A 15,255-nucleotide genomic window follows, 5' to 3' on the forward strand; every position below is an offset into this window, starting at 1 on the left:
GGATGGATGGGAGCTTCGGATTGTGCGAACCCGGGCAAGGATGACAAACGAATATCTACTTGTTTGGTTATGGCGTTTTTCGCATAACGGGGTGCGAATTGCAGGGCTCGCCGTCCGGCCTCAGCAAAGGCGCACCCTCGATGCCCTGCAAATGCTCGAACAGGAAATCGATCAGACGCCGCACCGCCGGCACCAGCGCACGCCGCGGCGGAAACACCATGTGCGCGACGGCGTCCTCCGGTCCCCAGTCGCACAGCACCTTCTCCAGCCGGCCCGCCTCGATGTCGTCCGCGCACATGTAACCGGGCAGCAGCGTGGCGCCGATGCCGGCGATCGCGGCCACCTGCAGCGTCGCGATGTCGTCCGCCACGTAGCGCGGTGTGTGCGTGTGGACGTAGGCCTTGCCTTTCGGGCCTGAGAGCCGCCATTCGCTGCGGCCCTCGCCGTTGACCGACATCGCCATGGTGTCCAGCCGCGCAAGGTCGGCCGGTGTCTGCACCGGGCCCTGCCGCTGCATCAGCGCCGGACTGGCCACCAGCACCCCGCGTCCGGTGCCCAGGACCTTGGCCACCAGCGTGGCGCTCTCCTCCACAACCGGCCGCACGCGCAGCGCGATGTCGAAGCCCTCCTCGATCGGGTCCACCGGGCGGTTGATGACCCGCACGTCGACCCGCACCGCCGGATAGCGCTCCATGAAGAGCGGCAGCAACTGGGCCACCCCGCTGTATGCCATCGTGATCGGGCAGCTCAGCCGCACCAGCCCGCTCGGCTCGTTCTGCACCTGCGCCACCGATTCGGCGGCGGCCTGCGCCGCGTCGCGCATGGCGGCGGCGTGGCGCAGATAGATTTCGCCGGCCGGCGTGAGCGACAGTCGCCGGGTGCTGCGTTGCATCAGCTGCACGCCCAGGCGCTCCTCCAGTTCCGCCACCCGGCGCGAGAGGCGCGACTTGGGAATGCCGAGCGCCCGGCTGGCGGCGGCAAACCCGCCCCGCTCGGCCACTTCGGCGAAAAAAACCATGTCGTTGAGGTCTTGCATGGCTCAGATTGTCCCGCAATCAGGACGATCTATGCAAATTTTGGCTACTTATCAATCACTCGACTCAAAAATAGAATTCTCTCAACGCCGGCCACTTTGAGCGCCGACCCCCTCCACGAAAGTGATTGACATGAAGCTGCTCCACATCGACTCCAGCATCCTCGGTGCCTATTCGACCTCCCGCCTGCTGACGGCCGAGACCGTGGCCGCCTGGAAGGCCGCGCACCCCGACACCGTCGTCGAATACCTCGACCTCGCCGTCGACGCCCCCGCGCACTTCAGCGCCGACGCCCTGGCCATCAAGACCGGCCCGCAAGCCGAGCCCACCGAAGCCCAGCAACGCGAGAACGCGCTGTCTGAAAAGCTGGTGAGCCAGTTCCTGGCCACGGACGTGGTCGTCATCGGCGCCCCGCTCTACAACTTCTCGATCCCGACGCAACTCAAGGCTTGGATCGACCGCCTCGGGCAAGTCGGCCGCACGTTCAAGTACACCGAAACCGGCCCCGTGGGCCTGGCCGGCGGCAAGACGGTGATCGTGGCTTCCAGCCGCGGCGGCGTCTACTCGACCAGCGACTGGGGCCAGGGCGCCGAGCACCAGGAGAGCTACCTGAAGGTGGTCTTCGGCTTCTTCGGCATCACCGACGTGCGCATCGTGCGTGCCGAAGGCGTGGCGATGGGCGACGAGCCCAAGGCTGCCGCACTGACCGCGGCGCGCTCCGACATCCTGGTGGCGACGGCTGAAGCCGCGAACCAGAAGGACGTGGCCCAGGTCGCCTGAACGCGCCCCGTGCCAAAAAAAAGCCGCCCATCGGGCGGCTTTTTTCATGCGCATCGATCGCCGCGGTTGTCAGGCGGCCGAATGGCTCTTGATCCAGGCGACGTACTTGTCCATCCACCCCTGCAGGAATTTCTTGGAGCCTTCGTTGCCGATGTGGCCCTTGTCGTCGAACAGGTCGTCCTTGGTCTGCAGGAACACTTCGGGCGAACCCATCGTGGGCACGTCCAGATACGCCAGGATGTTGCGCAGGTGCTGCTGCGCGAGCGCGGTGCCGATGGCGCCCACCGAGATGCCCACCACGCCGGCCGGCTTGCCGCCCCAGGCGTTCTGGCCGTAAGGGCGCGAGGCGTGGTCGATGGCGTTCTTCAGCACGCCGGGGATCGAGCGGTTGTATTCGGGCGTGACGAACAGGAGGCCCTGCGCGGCCGCGATTTCGCTTTTCAGGCGCTTCACCGCGGGTGCCTGGTTGCCGTCCTCGTCCTGGTTGTAGAGCGGCAGGTCGTCGATGCGCACGTGCTCAAAGGTGAAATCGGCGGGCGCGAGGTGGGCCAGCGCAAGCGCGAGCTTCTGGTTGAACGAATCCTTGCGAAGGCTGCCGACTACGACGGCGATCCGGGTCTGGGCCATGGGTGAAACTCCTTGGTGTGGATGAAAAATCTGGTGGAGAGGTCTGAAGGGAAGGTCCGAAAGACGAAAGCGATTATGCGAATCGCCCATGACCTTTTCTGGAAAAGTTCTTGCGCCGTCGCGCGCCCTGCCAGATGCTGGAGGGCATGTCTCCCTCCTCCCCCTCCACTCACTACGACGTCATCGTCGTCGGCCTCGGCGCCCTGGGCGCGGCCACGCTCTATCAACTCTCGCAGCGCGGCGCCCGCGTGCTGGGCACCGACCAGTTCGCACCGCCGCACGACCAGGGCTCCTCGCATGGCGACTCGCGCATCACGCGGCTGGCGATCGGCGAAGGCGACGAGTACGTGCCCTTCGTGCAGCGCTCGCATGCGATCTGGCGCGAGCTCGAAGCGCGCACCGGCACGCCGCTCATGACCACCACGGGCGGCCTCGTCCTCGCGCCGCGCGACCGCGTGGCCGAGCACCACGGCAAGTCGGACTTCGTGCGGCGCACCATCGCCTGTGCCGAGCGCTTCGGAATCGCGCACGAGGTGCTCGACGCGGCCGGCATCCGCGCGCGCTTTCCGCAGTTCAAGCTGCACGGCGACGAGATCGGCTACCACGAGCGCGACGCCGGCTTCGTGCGGCCCGAAGACGCCATCGGCGCGCAGCTCGCGGTAGCCCGCGCCTCGGGCGCCCAGACGCGCACCGGCGAGCGCGTGCAGTCCGTCGAGCCGGTGGGCAACGGCGACGCGGTCCGCGTGCGCACCGATTCGGCCAGCTTCACGGCCGACCGCGTGGTGATCGCGGCGGGCGCGTGGCTGCCGGAATTCCTCGGCCGACAGGCGCGCGCCGACTGGCAGACGAACTTTTCGGTACACCGGCAGGTGATGCACTGGTTCGACACCGGCAGCGCCGCCGGCGATTTCGCGCCCGGTCGCTTCCCCATCTTCATCTGGATGTTCGGCGATGGGCAGGAGGACTACATGTACGGCTTTCCGTCCTCCGACCCCGCGCAGCCCGCGCTCAAGGTCGCGACCGAGCAGTACGTGGCCGCCACCACGCCCGACACCATCGACCGCAGCGTGCGCCCCGAAGAGACCGCCGCGATGTACCGCGACCGCGTGGCCGGCCGCTTCCCGCAGATCGATGGCCGTGCCCTGAAAGCGCGCGCCTGCATGTACACCGTGACGCCCGACCGCCGCTTCGTGATCGATGCGCTCGAGGGCCTGCCGAACGTGCTGATCGCCTCGGCCTGCTCGGGCCACGGCTTCAAGCATTCGGCCGGCCTGGGCGAAGCCATTGCCGACCACGTGCTGGGCCGCGCCATGTCGCACGGCCTCGACCTGCGCCCCTTTGCCCGCCAACGGCTGCTGGAGAAGGAAACTGCCTAGAGCAGCCCGGCGCGAACGCGGGCATCATCGTTCCCGATCTTTTGATTTCTGGAGCAATGCGCGATGAGATTCCTGGTGGTGGGTGCCGGTGCACTCGGTGGTTATTTCGGTGGCCGTTTGCTGGAGGCGGGGCGCGATGTGACCTTTCTTCTTCGTCCGCGCCGCGCGGCGCAGCTCGCGAAAACCGGGCTCGTGGTGCAGAGCCCTTTCGGCAACCTCGAATTGCCTGCGCCCAAGCATGTGCTGGCCGAGAACATCGACGGTCCCTATGACGTGGTCGTCGTCGGCAGCAAGGCCTACGACCTCGAATCGACGATGGATTCGTTCGCGCCCGCGGTCGGCCCGGACACCGTGATCCTCCCGCTCCTCAACGGCATGAAGCACATCGACCAGCTGGTCGAGCGCTTCGGCGACGCGCGCGTGCTCGGCGGTCTCTGCATGATCTCGGCCACGCTGGACGACGAAGGCCGCGTGCTGCACCTGAACGACCTGCATGGCCTGAGCTACGGCGAGCGCGCCGGCGGACGCTCGGCGCGCGTCGATGCCATCGCGGCCCAGTTCGCGGGCGCGAGGTTCGACGCCACCGCGAGCGAGACCATCGCGCAGGACATGTGGGAGAAGTGGGTCTTCATCGCCTCGGCGGCGGGCCTCACGAGCCTGATGCGCGCCGCCATCGGCGACATCGTCGCGGCCGGCGGCCAGGACGTGGCGCTCTCGATCTTCGACGAGTGCTGCGCCATCGCCACGCACAACGGCTTCGCGCCGCGCCCCGCCGCCATCCAGCGCGGCCGCGCGGTGGTGACGACGGCCGGCTCGCCGATGACGGCATCGATGTACAAGGACATCGTGCGCGGCGCGGCGGTCGAGGCCGACCACATCGTGGGCGACCTCCTGGGCCGTGCGCCCAAGAGTGATTCGCCCGTGCCCACGGCGCTGCGCACCGCCTACGTCCACCTCAAGGCCTACGAGGCCCGGCGCGCCCGCGAGGCCGGCTGACACCGGAGCAAAGCCCCATGGCCGACGCGCTCGCCTTCCTCCACACGGCGCAGCCGCATGTGCAGACCTTCGGGCGCCTGGTGCGCGACCTTGCGCCCGATCTCGAGGTGCGCCACCTGGTGATGGAGGAGCTCTTGGCCGACGCGCGCGTCGTGGGCATCAACAACGCGCCGTTGGTCAGGCGTGTGCACGAGGCCATGCGCGAGGCGGCATCGGACGGCGCCGCGGTGGTCGTATGCACCTGCTCGACCATCGGCGGCATCGCCGAGAAGACCGCCACCGGCGGCGCCTTCTCGGCCCTGCGCATCGACCGCGCCATGGCCGACCGCGCGGTGCGCACCGGCCCGCGCGTGCTGATCGTCGCGGCGGTGGAAAGCACGCTCGAGCCGACGACGGCGCTGATCCTCTCGGCGGCGACGCAGGCCGGCGTCGGCACCCGGCCGAGCGCACTGCTCGTCGAGGAAGCGTGGGCGCATTTCCAGGCCGGCGACACCGGCCGCTATGTGGAGACGCTGGCCGCGGCAATCCGCGGCGCGGTCGGCACGGCCGACGTGGTCGTGCTCGCGCAAGCCTCGATGGCGCCGGTGACGCCGCTGCTCGCCGACCTGGGGATCGATGTGCTCAGCAGCCCGGGGCTGGGCGTGGCGCATGCGGTGGCGACGCTGCGGGCGTCGGGCAACGCGTGGACGGCCGGCAGCATGGGCATGCTGTCGGGGTCGCAAGGCTGAGCCGGCCGCTACTCCGACTTGAGGATCGTCTCCCCCTTCAGCGTTCCCATGTCCTGCGTGTTGAAGCGGTGCCGCTTCCACCCGGCCCAGGTGCGGCGGAAGTTCGCGATCGAGATGCCGTAGTACAGCACCTTGAACATGCGCAGCGCCCCCCACATCGGCGTGCCCTTGTAGATGTCGCCGGCCAGCAGCGACATCAGCGCCTCCTTCACCCGGAACGGATTGCCCGGGTGCATGAACATGTCGCGGATGGTCGGGTTGGTCACGCGGTAGATGAACCATGAATACTCGCGCGGGCCCTTGCGCATCATGGCCTCGAAGCCTCGTCGCGCGGTCGCCAGTTCCGCCGGGTGGTCGAGCGCGGTGGCCACGAGCTCGGCGCCGTCGAAGGCGCTGTGCATCGCCAGGTACACGCCCGAGGAAAACATCGGGTCGATGAAAGTGAAGGCATCGCCCAGCAGCAGGTAGCGCTCGCCCGTCGCGTGCGTGCTCGTGTACGAGAAGTTGCCGGTGGCGTGCACCGCGTCGTCGACCAGCGTGGCGCCCTTCAGGCGGTCCTGCAGCACGGGGCACAGTGCGATGGTGTCGTAGAAGAAATCCTTCAGCGGCTTGTCGCGCGTCTTCAGGTAGTACGGCCAGCAGACCGCGCCCACGCTGGTGGTGCCGTCGGCCAGCGGAATGAACCAGAACCAGCCGTGCGGAAACCAGCAGATGCTGATGTTGCCTTCCTTCTTGCCCTCGAGCCGCTCGGCGTTCGTGAAGTGGCCGAAGACGGCGGTGCTGTTGTGGTCGGGGTTCTTTTCCTTGCAGCGGAATTTGTTGGCCAGCAGCGTGTCGCGCCCTGTGGCATCGACCACGAAGCGGGCGCGCCAGTTGCGCTTCGCACCGTCGTCCATCTCGGCCTGGACGGTCGCGCCGTCGGCGTCGAAGGCCACGTCGCGCACCTTGCAACCCTCGATCGTTTGCGCACCGCGCGTGGCGGCGTTGCGGAACAGCAGCTCATCGAGTTCCGAGCGGCGCACCTGCCAGGCGGAGTCGAGCGACTTGTCCCAGCCCTCGGCAAAGTCCACATAACTGCGGTGCTCGTGCTCGGGCGAGACGAACTCGATGCCGAATTTCGGCATGCCGATCTTCTCGACCTGGTCGCGCACGCCGAGCCTGTCGAACAGTTCGACGTTCGCCGGCAGCAGCGATTCGCCGATGTGAAAGCGCGGGTGGTGCGCCTTCTCCAGCAGCACCACCTTGCGGCCCTGTTGTGCCAGCAGCGCCGCCACGGTCGAACCGGCGGGGCCGCCGCCGATCACGATCACGTCGCAGGATTCGTTCGCGGCAGCGCCGGGTTCGGTGGCTTCAGTCGGGAGAGACATTCAGGCGGTACTACATTGTTTGACAATGCTGCGCAGCATAACGCCCTCGGCACAGGCACGGTCCCTGTGCCGACCCCCATTCCGCCGCAGATTGACGTTCGACCTTCACGCAGGATTCGCCATGCCCTTTCTTCGCTGTCTCGTCACCGGCGCCTTCGGTCTCCTTGCCGCATTCGCGCATGCCGCGGGCTTCGGCACCTTCGAGATACCGGCCGACGCCGAGGGCCCGGCGCTGCGCGGCGCGGTATGGACGCCCTGCGCCGCGCCGGCCGGCGAGATCAGGCTCGGCCTGTATGCGATTGCCGGCGTGCGGGACTGCCCGGTCGCGGCAAGCGGCCCGTTGCCGCTGGTCGTGGTGTCGCACGGATACGGCGGCTCCTTCCTCGGCCACCACGACACGGCGCAGGCGCTGGCCGATGCGGGCTTCGTCGTCGCGGCCATCAACCATTCGAACGACAACTTCCAGGTCCAGGGCAGCCCGAACGACAAGCTCTCGGCGCTCGCGACGCGCACCACCGACATCAAGCGGCTCGTCGACTACATGCTCGCGCAATGGCCCGCGCACGACCGGCTGGCGGCTGGGCAGATCGGCTTCTTCGGCTTCTCCAGAGGCGGCTTCACAGGCCTTGCGCTTGCCGGTGGCCGGCCGGATTTCGAGCGGCTTCCGTCCCGTGCCGCGGCGACCTGCGCATCGGCGCCGGAAGGCGCGGCCTGCGTGCAGGCCCGGCAGCGGTTGCGCGATCTTCTTGCCACGCCGGTGGTCCACGACGCCCGCATCAAGGCCGCCGTGATCGCCGATCCGCTCGCCATGGTCTTCGATGCCGAGCGCCTGAAGAACGTGACGATCCCGATCCAGCTCTGGGCCTCGGAGCGCGGCGGCGACGGCGTGCTGCCCCGCGACGTGGATGCCGCGCGGCGCGCCCTGCCCTCGCCGCCCGACTACCGCGTGCAGCCCGGCTCCGCGCACTTCGCATTTCTCGCGCCCTGCGGCGAGGCGATGGCCAGGACCCTGCCCGAGATCTGCAACGACACCGGCGGCTTCGACCGCGTGGCCTTCCACGCACAGCTGAACGCCGCGGTGCTCGCGTTCTTCAGGCAGCACCTCGCGCCGACGTCCAAACCTCAGCCCAGCTAGCCGGCGCGCCGCTGCCCGGCGAGGCGCCGCACCACGGCGACCAGCCGGTCCACCTCGTCGAAGGTGTTGTAGAACGCGAGCGAAGGCCGCACCGTCGTCTCCACGCCGAAGCGCCGCAGGATCGGCTGCGCGCAGTGGTGTCCCGTGCGCACCGCGATGCCTTCGTCGTTCAGCGCATGGCCCACTTCCTCGGTGGTGTAGCCGTCGAGCACGAAGGACATCACGCTGGCCTTGTCCGCCGCCGTGCCGATCAGCCGCACGCCCGGGATCGCACCGAGCTGCGCCATGCCGTACACGAGCAGCTCGTGCTCGTAGCGCGCGATGTTCTCGATGCCGACCTTGTTGACGTAGTCGATCGCCGCGCCCAGGCCCACCGCATCGGCGATGTTGCCGGTGCCGGCCTCGAACTTGTTGGGGATCGGCTGGAACACGGTCTTCTCGAAGGTCACGTCGGCAATCATGTTGCCGCCGCCCTGCCAGGGCGGCATGTCCTCGAGCACTTCGCGCTTGCCCCAGACCACGCCGATGCCGGTCGGGCCGAACACCTTGTGGCCCGAGAACACGAAGAAGTCGGCGCCGATGTCCTGCACGTCCACGCGCATGTGCGAGACCGACTGCGCGCCGTCGACCAGCGCCTTGGCGCCGGCGCGGTGCGCGAGCGCGACGATCTCCTTGACCGGCACCACGGTGCCCAGCGCGTTGGAGACCTGCGTGACCGCGACGATTTTCGTGCGGTCGTTCAAGAGTTTGCGGTACTCGTCGAGCAGCACCTGGCCCGAGTCGTCCACCGGAATCACGCGCAGCTTCGCGCCCTTGGCGGCCGCGAGCTGCTGCCACGGCACGATGTTGGCGTGGTGCTCCAGGTTCGAGACGATGATCTCGTCGCCCTCGCCCACGTGCTGCCCGCCCCAGCTCTTGGCCACGAGGTTGATGGCCTCGGTGGTGCCGCGCACGAAGATCACCTCTTCGACTTCGGGCGCGTTGATGAACTTGCGTACACGCTCGCGCGCGCCTTCGTACGCATCGGTCGCACGCGCAGCAAGCTCATGCGCCGCGCGATGGATGTTCGAGTTCTCGTGCGCGTAGAAATACGCGATGCGGTCGATGACCGACTGCGGCTTGTGCGTGGTGGCCGCGTTGTCGAACCACACGAGCTGCTTGCCGTTGACGCGCTCCTGCAGGATCGGGAAGTCGCGGCGCACGGCGTGGACGTCGAACGGCGGATGCTGGCCGCTGCCGGCGAGCGGCACCGCATCGGGACCGCGCGGATCGGGCTTGGCCGGCGTGACGAAGCCGTTGGGCAGGCGCACCGCATCGACGAAGTAGAACTGCGGCTTCTCACTCCCTTGCACCTGGGGTTGGCTCCCTCGCCCCTCCGGGGAGAGGGTTGGGGTGAGGGGCTGCGGCGATGGAACGTCAGCAAAGGATTGAGCGCCCCTGCCCTCACCCCAGCCCTCTCCCGCAGGCGGGAGAGGGGGCAAGACCTGCAGAGGCGGCGATACGGCGGAGGCGGCACTCGTCGTCGGATGCCCGTAGCCGTTGTTCAAAAAGTAGAACGGCGATGCACTCGCTTGCGGCGATGCGGGCGCACCGACCTGCTGCGGAACCCCCAGCACCGTGCCGCCCGAACGCGGCTCGAAGGCCGGCGCCACGGACAGCACGTTGTCCGGCACGCCATTGCCCGCCACCGCATGCGGCAGCAAGGCCGGCGCGCGATTGGCCAGCGATGGCAACTGGGTCGGCGATGCGGGCAACACATTGGCGCCCGGAATCTGCCCCTGCGGAATCGGCGTGCCCGGCACGCTCGGCCCGAAACCCGCCGGGCTCACCAGCGGCGAGCCCGGCGGCGCGATGTTGGCGGGAAACTGCGCGCCCGGCACCAGCCCGCTCGCCACGCCGGGCAACGAGGTTGGTGGCGTGCCGGGCAACGCCGAAAACATGGCACTGGCCATGCGCGCGAGGATGGCCGGATCGAACGGCGCCTCGCCCGGAGTCGTGGGTGTGCTCACCGCGGCTTACTTGTAGGTGTCGGGATAGTCGTGGTACTTGCCGATCTCGACGTCGTCGAGCACCGCCAGCGCGTCGGTGGTCAGCACCGCGAGCGAGCAGTACAGCGAGATCAGGTACGACGCGATCGCATGGTTGTTGATGCCCATGAAGCGCACCGACAGCCCCGGGCTCTGCTCGCCCGAGAGACCCGGCTGGAAGAGACCCACCACGCCCTGGCGCTTGTCGCCCACGCGCAGCAGGAGGATCTTGCTCTTGCCGTCGGCCACCGGCACCTTGTTCGACGGAATCAGCGGAATGCCGCGCCAGGTGATGAACTGCGAACCGAAGAGGCTCACCGTCGGCGGCGGCGTGCCGCGGCGCGTGGCCTCGCGGCCGAACGCGGCAATGGCCAGCGGGTGCGTGAGGAAGAACGCGGGCTCCTTCCACACCTTGGTGAGCAGCTCGTCCAGGTCGTCGGGCGTGGGCGCGCCGGTCAGCGGGAAGATGCGCTGCTCTTCGCTCACCTGCGCCAGGAGGCCGTAGTCGGGGTTGTTGATGAGCTCGCTCTCCTGGTTCTCCTTGATCGTCTCGATCGTCAGGCGCAGCTGCTCCTTGATCTGGTCGTGCGGGCTGCTGTAGAGATCGGAGATGCGGGTGTGCACGTCGAGCACGGTGCTCACGGCATTGAGGTAGTGCTCGCGCGGGTTCTCTTCGTAGTCGACGAAGGTGCGCGGCAGCTGGTTTTCTTCTTCGCGCGAGGTGCAGGTGACCTTGATCGACTCGGGGTTCTTGACCTTGTTGACGCGGTAGATGCCCGCCTCCACCGGCACCCATTGCAGGAGGTGCGTCAGCCAGCGCGGGCTGATCGTCTCCAGCTGCGGGACTGTCTTGGTGGCATTGGCTAGCTGGCGTGCGGCGTTGTCGCCAAGGGCGGTGGTACCACCGACTGTTGCGCTCATGGATCAAGGCTCCGGGGGTTGGAAAAGACACTGTGTGGGACGCCGATGCAGCGATGTGCATCGGCGCACCGAGTGTCCGGCGCCCCCGGGTTTTCCCTCAACAGGCTATAGCCGCCAAGTTGATCCGCCTCGCAAGGCGCGACTGCTCCAGTTGCTCGCAGCGCGCGAGCAGGTTCACGATGTTGATCCCGAGTGCCGTCGCGAGCTTCTGCGCGGTGACGATCGAGGGGATCACGCGGCCGCGTTCGACCTCGCCCACATAGGAGCGATTGAGGTCCGAGCGCTCCGCGAGCTGCTCCTGCGACCAGCCGTTCGCCTCGCGCAGCTGGCGCACGGTGACACCGAAATCTTCGACAAAGGCTTTCATGGTGCGCTCGCTTTCGGTGCGTTCTGCAAACTGGCCTGGGTCACGCTCGCGCCCGGCTTCACGTCGTCGGTGATCCACACGTTGCCGCCGATTACCGCGCCCTTGCCCAGCGTCACGCGCCCGAGGATGGTCGCGCCCGCGTAGATGACCACGTCGTCTTCCACCACCGGATGCCGCGGCAGGCCCTTCTGCAGGTTGCCCTCGGTGTCGGTGGGAAAGCGCTTGGCCCCGAGCGTCACGGCCTGGTAGAGCCGCACGCGCTTGCCGATGACGGCCGTCTCGCCGATCACGACGCCCGTGCCGTGGTCGATGAAGAAGCCCGCGTCGATCTGCGCGCCGGGGTGGATGTCGATGCCAGTCTGCCCGTGCGCGAGCTCGGCCACGATGCGCGCGAGCAGCGGCAGGTCGAGCCGATAGAGCGCATGCGCCAGGCGGTGGTGGATCATCGCGAGCACGCCGGGGTAGCACAGCAGCACTTCGTCCACGCTGCGCGCGGCCGGGTCGCCCTGGTAGGCGGCGAGCACATCGCTGTCCAGCAGGCGGCGCAGGCCGGGCAGCGCATTCGCGAACTGGCGCACGGCCTCGGTGGCCGCATCGTCGATCTCGCTGGCCGCGCGCGGTTGCAGGCGCGCATTGAAATTGAGTTCCAGCCGGGCCTGCACCAGCAGCGCCTGCAAGGCGGCATCGAGCGTGTGGCCGACATAGAAGTCTTCGCTCTCGTGGCGCAGGTCCGGCGGGCCGAGCCGCATCGGAAAGAGCGCGCCCTTGAGCGATTCGACGATCTGCGCGAGCGCATCGCGCGACGGAAACTCGCGCGCACCGGGCTCGCGCGAGCGCCGCTGCGAATCGCGCCATTCGTCGCGCACGCCATGCAGCGCGCGCACGATGTCGTTTACCTCGAAATGGGCCATGTGTTTTTTCTCCCTTGAATGTCTTGCGTGGGCAGCCGTCAGTCCTGCACCCAGGGCAGCTGATGGAAGCGCCAGCCGTCCGCGCCGCCGCGGTGCTGCTGCGCATCGATCTCGCCCTCGAAGCCTTCGAGCACGTTGAAGACGTTCGTGAAGCCGGCCTTCGCCGCGGCTTCAGCGGCCAGTGCGGAGCGCTTGCCGCTGCGGCACAGCAGCAGCGCCACGGCGTCCTTGCCGCCGTCCTTGGCGAGCCTGGCTTCGAGTTCGCGCACGAAGCGCGGATTGCGCGTGAGCGCGGTGCCCGTGGCCCAGGCCACATGCAGGCTCTCGGGCACATGGCCGACGAACTTGCGCTCCTCGCCCGAGCGCACGTCGACCAGCACGGCCTGGCCCTTCTGCACCAGGTCCCAGGCCACCGTCGGCCTCACGCCGCCGGCATAAGGCCAGTGGTTTTCGGCGGCCTTGGCGCGCGCCTGTTCCAGTGCTTCGGGCAAGACGAGTTCTTCAACTTCCACGGACATGCTGTGCGGCTCCTGTTGTGCGTTGGTAGTCGCCTTGATGGCGATGACCACCACTTTAGGATCGCCGCCCGGAACGTCAAACAACTGAAAAGTCGATTTCTAACAACCAATCGGTCTATAACGCGGTGCCAACGCTTGGACAATATGGCGTCGCCTCGCCCCGAAGGTTCGTTACGCATGCCGAAATCGACCCGTTTCCTGCTCAATCTTGTTGTGCTCTTCGCCAGCATGGGCGCCATCGACTGCCTGATGGCCATGCCCGACAACGCCAGTCCTCTGGCCATCGTCTATGCACTGATCTTTTCGGGGCTGATGTTCGGCTGGTGCAAAGCCCACGCGGCCGCGCGGGGCAGCGATCCGCCAACCGGCGCGGCCATCATGGCCGCCTTTCTAGCGCCGATTGGCGTACCGCTTTACTTTCTGCGCAGCATGCCCGTCGGCCAAGCGCTCTGGTCGAGCGCAAAAGCCCTGCTCTTCTTCGTCGGCCTTCTCGCGACCTATGGTGTGACGTCGATGCTCTTTGACCTGCTTCGCACCTGAGCGGGGCGAAGGCAAGCCAGGTGCTCTTGCCGGCCAATCACCAGTGCCCTGATCGATCACATCTTGAACTGCGCCTCGGGCATCAACCCGCGACCGCCTCCGCCGCCCGCACGGCCGGCGCGGTGAGGTCCACGCTCTTCGCGCCGTCCACGCCATACGGCACGTCGCCCGCGATCGTCACGCGGCGCACCACGCGGTGCTGGTCGCCGTAGTCGTTGATGGCGTAGTGCTGCGTGGCCCGGTTGTCCCAGATGGCCACGTCGCCCTGCGTCCAGCGCCAGCGCACCGTGTTCTCCAGGCGGTGCACGTGGCTCTGCAGCACGCTCAGCAGGTGGCCGGAGTCGTGGGTCGAATGGCCGGCCAGGCGCTTGACGAAATGGCCCAGCACGAGGCTGCGCTCGCCGGTCTCGGGGTGCACGCGCACCACCGGGTGCTCGGCTTCGAGCAGGCGCCGGGTGAACACCTCCTTGTAGCGCTTGACGCCCTCGTCGGCCAGGTCCGCGGGCTGCCGCGAGGCGGCGTAGTCGTAGTCGTTGCCATGCACCGCGCGCAGCCGGTCGGCCAGCGCCTTCAGGTCGTCCGAGAGGCTTTCGTAGGCGGCGACGGTATTGGCCCAGACGGTGTCGCCGCCATAGGGCGGGATGACGACCGCCCGCAGGATCGACACCTGCGGATAGGCCACCTCGAAGGTCACGTCGGTGTGCCACGAATTGGCGCGGCCGCCGTGGCGCGAATCGAGTTCGAGCAGCTTCGTGCCGTCCTTCGAAGGCACGGTCGGATGCGGCACCAGTTCGCCCCAGAGGCGGCCGAAGGCCTGCTGCTGTGCGTCGTCCAGGTGCTGCTGCCCGCGGAAGAACAGCACCTTGTGCTTCAGGAGCGCGGCCTTGATGGCGCGGAACACCTCCGGCTGCAATTCGCCCGAGAGCCGCACGCCGCGCACCTCGGCGCCGATGTGGCCGGCCTGGCGGACGATGTCCAGTTCGTTGCTGTCCTGTGCGTCCTGTGTCCGGGCTGGAGAAGAAAGAATGGCGCTCATCGAAGGTCCTCTGTGGGGTTGGTCGCAACGATTCTGCGAGGCGCCTGCGCAGGCCGGAAGGAAGCTGTTCGCAGTTCCTCATGCCCCATTCGACTAAGCCATGTTGGATATATCGACGTGCGCCAAAGAGAGGCACAGTCGCGCCATGGATCACAAAGTCATCACCCTCATCAAGTGGCTCTTCCTGGCCGTCGGGCTCGTCCTCCTGGTCGGCGCCATCTTCGTGGACCCCGAGGCCAAGCTGGCCTTGACGATCATGGGCGTGATCTTCGCGGGCGTCGGCGGCGGCATCATCGCCTTCGGCCGCTGGAGCGCGCAGAAGGAAGCCGACCTGCGCCAGAACGGCCAGCTCATCGAGGCCGAGTTCCAGGAGGTGGAGCGCAACGGCAGCATCGAGGTGAACGGCGAGCACCCCTGGCGCATCGTTGCGAAGTGGCACGACACCACGAACAACCGGCTGCACGTGTTCCGCAGCGCCAACCTCTGGTTCGATCCGACGGACTATGTGCAGGAGTGGATTCCCGTCTACATCGACCGGAACAACCCCAAGCGCTATCACATGGAAACGTCGTTCCTGCCCAAGCTCCAGTAACGCAAAAAAACCCGGCGCCACGAAGGCGCCGGGTTGTTCGCAATCGCCCGAGGGTCCGTCAGAGCTTCGCGATCGAAACTTCGGTCGATTTCACGAGCGCGACCACGTCGGAGCCGACCTTCAGCTGCAGCTCGTCGATCGAGCGCGTGGTGATGACCGAGGTCACGATGCCCCAGGCGGTTTCGACATCGACTTCGGAGACGACGTCGCCGCGGATGATTTCGCGGACCTTGCCCTTGAACTGGTTGCGCACGTTGATGGCTTGGATGGACATGATGGTTTGTCTTTCAGGTTGAAGAA

Annotated in this window: 17 protein-coding genes; 7 read left to right on the forward strand and 10 right to left on the reverse strand. The window is 67.6% G+C overall.

What is annotated here, in order from left to right; genetic code table 11:
* Positions 1-67: 67 nt before the first annotated feature.
* Positions 68-1,036 (reverse strand): LysR family transcriptional regulator, encoded by a 969-nt coding sequence (locus JC881_RS02535; protein WP_198784134.1) that lies wholly within the window; start codon positions 1,034-1,036, stop codon positions 68-70.
* A gap of 130 nt (positions 1,037-1,166) precedes the next feature.
* Here JC881_RS02535 and JC881_RS02540 point away from each other — a divergent pair, with 130 nt between their 5' ends.
* Entirely contained in the window at positions 1,167-1,814 is a 648-nt protein-coding gene (locus tag JC881_RS02540) for an FMN-dependent NADH-azoreductase (protein WP_198784135.1), read from the forward strand.
* Between the two features lie 69 nt (positions 1,815-1,883).
* Here the strand turns inward: JC881_RS02540 and JC881_RS02545 are convergent, their stop codons facing one another.
* Positions 1,884-2,441 carry an NADPH-dependent FMN reductase gene (locus tag JC881_RS02545; protein WP_198784136.1) on the reverse strand — a complete coding sequence of 186 codons (558 nt, stop codon included), beginning with the start codon at positions 2,439-2,441 and terminating at the stop codon, positions 1,884-1,886.
* Between the two features lie 146 nt (positions 2,442-2,587).
* Here JC881_RS02545 and solA point away from each other — a divergent pair, with 146 nt between their 5' ends.
* From solA to JC881_RS02560, 3 genes are all read left to right on the forward strand, one after another.
* On the forward strand, positions 2,588-3,817 hold the full coding sequence (gene solA, locus JC881_RS02550) for an N-methyl-L-tryptophan oxidase (RefSeq protein WP_198784137.1): 1,230 nt from the start codon (positions 2,588-2,590) through the stop codon (positions 3,815-3,817).
* Positions 3,818-3,880: 63 nt separating this feature from the next.
* Positions 3,881-4,813 carry a 2-dehydropantoate 2-reductase gene (panE, locus tag JC881_RS02555; RefSeq protein ID WP_198784138.1) on the forward strand — a complete coding sequence of 311 codons (933 nt, stop codon included), beginning with the start codon at positions 3,881-3,883 and terminating at the stop codon, positions 4,811-4,813.
* A gap of 17 nt (positions 4,814-4,830) precedes the next feature.
* Complete coding sequence (locus JC881_RS02560) at positions 4,831-5,541, forward strand: Asp/Glu/hydantoin racemase (RefSeq protein ID WP_198784139.1); 711 nt, start codon at positions 4,831-4,833, stop codon at positions 5,539-5,541.
* An 8-nt stretch (positions 5,542-5,549) separates the two neighbouring features.
* Here the strand turns inward: JC881_RS02560 and JC881_RS02565 are convergent, their stop codons facing one another.
* Positions 5,550-6,908: an NAD(P)/FAD-dependent oxidoreductase gene (locus JC881_RS02565; RefSeq protein WP_198784140.1), complete on the reverse strand. Its 1,359-nt coding sequence runs from the start codon at positions 6,906-6,908 to the stop codon at positions 5,550-5,552.
* 121 nt (positions 6,909-7,029) lie between these two features.
* Between JC881_RS02565 and JC881_RS02570 the strand changes: the two genes are divergently transcribed.
* The gene (locus tag JC881_RS02570) at positions 7,030-8,043 is read left to right on the forward strand and encodes an alpha/beta hydrolase family protein (protein WP_198784141.1); all 1,014 of its coding nucleotides are present in this window, start codon (positions 7,030-7,032) and stop codon (positions 8,041-8,043) included.
* On the opposite strand, the gene JC881_RS02575 is transcribed toward JC881_RS02570, so the two are convergent.
* The 5 genes from JC881_RS02575 to JC881_RS02595 form a co-directional block, all read right to left on the reverse strand.
* Entirely contained in the window at positions 8,040-9,995 is a 1,956-nt protein-coding gene (locus JC881_RS02575; RefSeq protein ID WP_233101584.1) for a family 2A encapsulin nanocompartment cargo protein cysteine desulfurase, read from the reverse strand. The genes JC881_RS02570 and JC881_RS02575 overlap by 4 nt on opposite strands.
* A gap of 63 nt (positions 9,996-10,058) precedes the next feature.
* Positions 10,059-10,991, reverse strand: a complete 933-nt coding sequence (locus tag JC881_RS02580; RefSeq protein WP_042579703.1) for a family 2A encapsulin nanocompartment shell protein — start codon at positions 10,989-10,991, stop codon at positions 10,059-10,061.
* Between the two features lie 97 nt (positions 10,992-11,088).
* Positions 11,089-11,358: a helix-turn-helix domain-containing protein gene (locus tag JC881_RS02585; RefSeq protein WP_013541111.1), complete on the reverse strand. Its 270-nt coding sequence runs from the start codon at positions 11,356-11,358 to the stop codon at positions 11,089-11,091.
* The gene (gene epsC / locus JC881_RS02590) at positions 11,355-12,269 is read right to left on the reverse strand and encodes a serine O-acetyltransferase EpsC (protein ID WP_198784143.1); all 915 of its coding nucleotides are present in this window, start codon (positions 12,267-12,269) and stop codon (positions 11,355-11,357) included. Before epsC ends, JC881_RS02585 begins: the two co-directional genes overlap by 4 nt.
* Positions 12,270-12,307: 38 nt before the next feature.
* Positions 12,308-12,787 (reverse strand): rhodanese-like domain-containing protein, encoded by a 480-nt coding sequence (locus JC881_RS02595; RefSeq protein WP_198784144.1) that lies wholly within the window; start codon positions 12,785-12,787, stop codon positions 12,308-12,310.
* A 177-nt stretch (positions 12,788-12,964) separates the two neighbouring features.
* Between JC881_RS02595 and JC881_RS02600 the strand changes: the two genes are divergently transcribed.
* Positions 12,965-13,327 carry a hypothetical protein gene (locus JC881_RS02600; protein ID WP_198784145.1) on the forward strand — a complete coding sequence of 121 codons (363 nt, stop codon included), beginning with the start codon at positions 12,965-12,967 and terminating at the stop codon, positions 13,325-13,327.
* Between the two features lie 82 nt (positions 13,328-13,409).
* Here JC881_RS02600 and JC881_RS02605 read toward each other — a convergent pair whose 3' ends face one another.
* Positions 13,410-14,363, reverse strand: a complete 954-nt coding sequence (locus tag JC881_RS02605; RefSeq protein ID WP_198784146.1) for a TauD/TfdA dioxygenase family protein — start codon at positions 14,361-14,363, stop codon at positions 13,410-13,412.
* 145 nt (positions 14,364-14,508) lie between these two features.
* Between JC881_RS02605 and JC881_RS02610 the strand changes: the two genes are divergently transcribed.
* Positions 14,509-14,955 (forward strand): hypothetical protein, encoded by a 447-nt coding sequence (locus JC881_RS02610; RefSeq protein WP_198784147.1) that lies wholly within the window; start codon positions 14,509-14,511, stop codon positions 14,953-14,955.
* Between the two features lie 58 nt (positions 14,956-15,013).
* Here JC881_RS02610 and JC881_RS02615 read toward each other — a convergent pair whose 3' ends face one another.
* On the reverse strand, positions 15,014-15,229 hold the full coding sequence (locus tag JC881_RS02615; RefSeq protein ID WP_042579699.1) for a TOBE domain-containing protein: 216 nt from the start codon (positions 15,227-15,229) through the stop codon (positions 15,014-15,016).
* Between the last annotated feature and the right edge of the window lie 26 nt (positions 15,230-15,255).

This window comes from Variovorax sp. IB41 (assembly GCF_016405905.1).
Classification (GTDB): domain Bacteria; phylum Pseudomonadota; class Gammaproteobacteria; order Burkholderiales; family Burkholderiaceae_C; genus Variovorax.

Bases quoted from the DNA above. Each gene is read 5' to 3' on its own strand.
- JC881_RS02535 (WP_198784134.1), bottom strand. From the start codon at position 1,036: ATGCAAGACCTCAACGACATGGTTTTTTTCGCCGAAGTGGCCGAGCGG.
- JC881_RS02540 (WP_198784135.1), top strand. From the start codon at position 1,167: ATGAAGCTGCTCCACATCGACTCCAGCATCCTCGGTGCCTATTCGACC.
- epsC (WP_198784143.1), bottom strand. From the start codon at position 12,269: ATGGCCCATTTCGAGGTAAACGACATCGTGCGCGCGCTGCATGGCGTG.
- JC881_RS02580 (WP_042579703.1), bottom strand. From the start codon at position 10,991: ATGAGCGCAACAGTCGGTGGTACCACCGCCCTTGGCGACAACGCCGCA.
- JC881_RS02610 (WP_198784147.1), top strand. From the start codon at position 14,509: ATGGATCACAAAGTCATCACCCTCATCAAGTGGCTCTTCCTGGCCGTC.
- JC881_RS02570 (WP_198784141.1), top strand. From the start codon at position 7,030: ATGCCCTTTCTTCGCTGTCTCGTCACCGGCGCCTTCGGTCTCCTTGCC.
- solA (WP_198784137.1), top strand. From the start codon at position 2,588: ATGTCTCCCTCCTCCCCCTCCACTCACTACGACGTCATCGTCGTCGGC.
- JC881_RS02585 (WP_013541111.1), bottom strand. From the start codon at position 11,358: ATGAAAGCCTTTGTCGAAGATTTCGGTGTCACCGTGCGCCAGCTGCGC.
- JC881_RS02595 (WP_198784144.1), bottom strand. From the start codon at position 12,787: ATGTCCGTGGAAGTTGAAGAACTCGTCTTGCCCGAAGCACTGGAACAG.
- JC881_RS02565 (WP_198784140.1), bottom strand. From the start codon at position 6,908: ATGTCTCTCCCGACTGAAGCCACCGAACCCGGCGCTGCCGCGAACGAA.
- JC881_RS02600 (WP_198784145.1), top strand. From the start codon at position 12,965: ATGCCGAAATCGACCCGTTTCCTGCTCAATCTTGTTGTGCTCTTCGCC.
- JC881_RS02575 (WP_233101584.1), bottom strand. From the start codon at position 9,995: ATGGCCAGTGCCATGTTTTCGGCGTTGCCCGGCACGCCACCAACCTCG.
- JC881_RS02545 (WP_198784136.1), bottom strand. From the start codon at position 2,441: ATGGCCCAGACCCGGATCGCCGTCGTAGTCGGCAGCCTTCGCAAGGAT.
- JC881_RS02615 (WP_042579699.1), bottom strand. From the start codon at position 15,229: ATGTCCATCCAAGCCATCAACGTGCGCAACCAGTTCAAGGGCAAGGTC.
- JC881_RS02605 (WP_198784146.1), bottom strand. From the start codon at position 14,363: ATGAGCGCCATTCTTTCTTCTCCAGCCCGGACACAGGACGCACAGGAC.
- JC881_RS02560 (WP_198784139.1), top strand. From the start codon at position 4,831: ATGGCCGACGCGCTCGCCTTCCTCCACACGGCGCAGCCGCATGTGCAG.
- panE (WP_198784138.1), top strand. From the start codon at position 3,881: ATGAGATTCCTGGTGGTGGGTGCCGGTGCACTCGGTGGTTATTTCGGT.